This is a genomic window from uncultured Rhodoblastus sp. (assembly GCF_903903185.1).
Taxonomy (GTDB): Bacteria; Pseudomonadota; Alphaproteobacteria; order Rhizobiales; family Beijerinckiaceae; genus Rhodoblastus.
In genome coordinates this window covers 1-3,387 of sequence record NZ_CAIUXT010000130.1, presented here as the reverse complement: position 1 = coordinate 3,387, position 3,387 = coordinate 1, and the positions used below count along the sequence as shown (strand labels likewise).

The following is a 3,387-nucleotide window of genomic DNA, read 5'->3' as shown; positions in this document are numbered from 1 at the left end:
GCGCCATATTGGTGGAGGCTGCGGTTTCGTCGATGAAAACCAGTTTCCCTGGATTGAGACCGGGCTGGCCGTCAAACCATTCCCGACGCTGCTTCAACACGTCCGAACGCTGCTGCTCCGCGGCGTGCGCCGTTTTTTTTTGAATGTGATCCCATGGCGATCAAAGAAGCGCCAAAGAACGGAGACCGAAAAATGCTCGCCGCAGTTGGCGATGAGCCTCTGCTGGATCTCCAGGAGCGTGCTGTCCGGCGCGCGCCGGATCAAGCCCAGAAGATAAGCGCGATGCGCCTCGATACGCCCGGAGCGACGGTCTCCGCCCGCGGGCCGGGGCGAAATCTCGCCCGTTGTCAGATAGAGTTTGACCCAGCGCACCGCGCTGGCGATGCTGATTTCGAAGCGTCGGGCTGCTTCATTGCGCGACAAGCCGCCTGAAACGACCCCATCCACGACGCGTTGGCGTAGGTCATCGGAAAGCGCCATTCCCGCCGCCTCCTTCGCACGGCGAGAATCATGAATCACAAATTCGCCGATTTGGGAATCGCAATCGATTCAGCCAGCTCGGAAACCGCTCTAGCACCATGTCTTTCTTGCGTTCGACGATCTTGATGACGCCTCGGTCATCCATCACGCCGATATCGCCGGTGGCAAAAAACCCGTCTTCGCCCAAAACCTTGGCCGTCTCCTCCGGCTGATTATAATATCCCTGCATGACGATCGGGCCCTTGATGAAAATTTCGCCGGGCTCGCCAAACGGGGCAACGGCTCCGGCGGCGTCGCGGATCTCCACGATGACGGAAGGTATCGGCGCGCCTATGCAACCGTCAAAATGGGTGCGCGTCATTGGCGTGACAGTTGCGGCCCCCGCCACTTCCGACAGGCCATAGCATTCGAGGATCGCGCAGCCCGTCAGCGCTTGCCAGCGCTCGGCGACAATGGGTTGTGTCGCGGTCCCACCGGCCAATGTATAGCGCAAGGCCGAGAAATCGAGTTGCTGGAACGTCGCATTATTCAGCAGCGCGTTGAACAGCGTATTCAGCCCTCCGAACCATGACGGCTTGTGGGTTGCGAAATCCTTGACTAGGGCGGGAATGTCGCGCGGGTTGATGACCAGAACCGCCTTCATTCCCAATTGAATCGCCGACAGGCATTGGCAGAACAGCCCGGCGGCATGATACATCGGAAGCGCGACCAATGTCGTCTCGGCGCAGGGCCGAACAAACGGCGCCATGCAAGCTGCTGCGGCGAGCACCTCCGCAAGGACGTTGCCGTGGGTGAGGACGGCGGCTTTCGCCGCACCGGTGGTCCCACCTGTGTACTGTAAAAAAGCAATGTCGTCCCGGGACAAGACTGGCGCTCGCAACACGCCGATAGGGTGGGCCAGCATTGCCTCCCGGAACTTTACCGAGCCAGGAATATTCCATGCCGGCACATGTTTTTTCTTCTTGCGGACCACGTAATCGACGATCAGGGAGCGGAGAAAAGGCTGGAGTTCCGCGATCCGCGCCACGATTGCGGTTTCGACCGGCGTCGTTTTGAGGGCGCGTTGCAATGTGGCGGCGAAGGTTTCCAGCACCACGATCGCCCGCGGGCGCGCATCCTCGATCAACGCAACCAGTTCGGGCGCCGTGAACATCGGGTTGACGTTGACGACGACCAGGCCGGCGCGCAGGGCTGCGAACAAGGCGACGGGATATTGCAGGACATTCGGCATCATCAGCGCAATGCGATCGCCTTTCCGCAACCGCAAATCCTGCTGGAAATAAGCCGCCAGACGCCTGGAATACGTGTCGAGCTGACGGTAGCTGAACTCAACGCCAAGCGAGTGATAAGCGACGGCTTCGTCATATCGCGTTGCAGCTCTCTCCAAAAAGTCCGCCAGGTTGGCATAGTCATTCAGGTTTATATCGGCCGGCACGCCGGGGGGATATTCGGAAAGCCAAGGGCGGGAGAGCAAATCTTCAGGCGCTGAAATATTCACCGAACAACTCCCAAATATTTGTTTCGCCAGCAGGCCTATGGAGCGAGAACCCCCGTTGGTTCGCCGCAGTTCCATGGGCGCCAGAAAAAGGCGTCTTATTAAAAAGCGGCTATCTCGAAATCATCGAAGTCGGTCTCGGAGGTCCGCCTCGAATATGGAAGTAACCTCCTTGCCGACCACTCCCCCCCCCAACTCCCAGCTCTCCGCGTGCCAGAAACACAACGCCCAGGCGGCGCAGAAGCTCCCAACCGCAGATAGCGGCCGCTCGAAACGACGTCTGGCCGCCAGATTCGCGCCAGCTGCGGTCATTGCCGTCCCCGCTGAAGCCGCGCCATCATTATCAAAAAGCAGTCGTTCACCCAGCGCTTGAATCGTCCTTTCCAAGGCCGCGCGCCGGAAAGGCGCCAACCCCTTTGTCATCGCAAGCCTCGCCAGCGCCGCCTGCAACTTTGATCTGGACATGCGGCCAGAATCAATTCGATAACGCGGATGGGCGCCGCGAAGTTCAAGCGGCCGCAATCGGGCTGATGACGATGACTTGTTCCTGGGGCAAAGCTGTTTCCGCAATCTTGTTCAGCCTGGCGATTCCGCACGCGGCGCGGGCGTTTGAAGCCCCGCCAACGGCGCAGGCGGAAACCGTGCTGGGCGCCGAGGCCACTGGCCCGAATTATCGCATCGACCCGGAAGTGCGCAGCGACGGCCTGCTGCGGCTTTTCGTCCTGCGCACCCGCTATGGCGCCTTTGACGTCGATGGCGAGGATCTGATTCGCGAGCGCGTCCGCGAGCTCCGCGCCCTGCGCAAGTTGCAGGCGATGTCCGAGTCGACCGTCTTCATGGAAGCCGCCGGAAAGGCGGCCCAGGCGCCTCTGGTCTTTGGTCAGGACCTGATTGCCGATCCCAAGGCGACGCTCGAGAAATCAATGTCCGGGGTCGCCAACATGTTCGGCCGCATCGGCGCGGCCATCGACAACCGTCAGGCCAACCGCGACAATGTCGCCACCAGCCTGCTCGGGATCGACGCGGCGCGCCGCGCGCTGGGCGTCGAACTCGGCGTCGATCCCTACACCGATTTCGCGCCGCTCGCGTCCAGGCTCAACGATGTCGCCACCGCCTCGGCTTTGGGCGGCCTTTCGATCCGGGCGGCGCTGACGGCGATCCCCGGCGGCGCCGGCGCGGCCGTCAGCTCCACCTCGACGGTCGATACCATTCGCGGCACATTGTTGGAAAAGACTTCGGCGCAGATCGTCGAAGAGGTCAAGGCGACGCTGGCGCGTCTGCGGGTTCCGCCGAGCGTCGCCAGCCGTTTCGTGGAGAACCGGCGCTATACGCCCGCCGATCTGCTGATCGTGGCGCGCGCGCTGGCGGCGTTGCGGGCGGAAAACACCCGGCTGTTCATCGCCCGCGCCGGC

Annotated in this window: 3 protein-coding genes; 1 reads left to right on the top strand and 2 read right to left on the bottom strand. The window is 61.8% G+C overall.

Annotation, left to right across the window (positions count from 1 at the left end; genetic code table 11):
- Positions 1 to 93 precede the first annotated feature (93 nt).
- The gene (locus tag QZY01_RS11940; protein ID WP_294537448.1) at positions 94 to 480 is read right to left on the bottom strand and encodes a hypothetical protein; all 387 of its coding nucleotides are present in this window, start codon (positions 478 to 480) and stop codon (positions 94 to 96) included.
- A gap of 28 nt (positions 481 to 508) precedes the next feature.
- Entirely contained in the window at positions 509 to 2,053 is a 1,545-nt protein-coding gene (locus tag QZY01_RS11935; protein ID WP_294537446.1) for an AMP-binding protein, read from the bottom strand.
- 458 nt (positions 2,054 to 2,511) lie between these two features.
- Here QZY01_RS11935 and QZY01_RS11930 point away from each other — a divergent pair.
- Positions 2,512 to 3,387 (top strand): hypothetical protein (locus QZY01_RS11930; RefSeq protein WP_294537445.1); only part of this gene is annotated, 876 nt, incomplete at its 3' end.

Excerpts from the sequence above, each read along its gene's own strand:
- QZY01_RS11940 (WP_294537448.1), bottom strand. The coding sequence starts at position 480 with ATGGCGCTTTCCGATGACCTACGCCAACGCGTCGTGGATGGGGTCGTT.
- QZY01_RS11935 (WP_294537446.1), bottom strand. The coding sequence starts at position 2,053 with ATGGAACTGCGGCGAACCAACGGGGGTTCTCGCTCCATAGGCCTGCTG.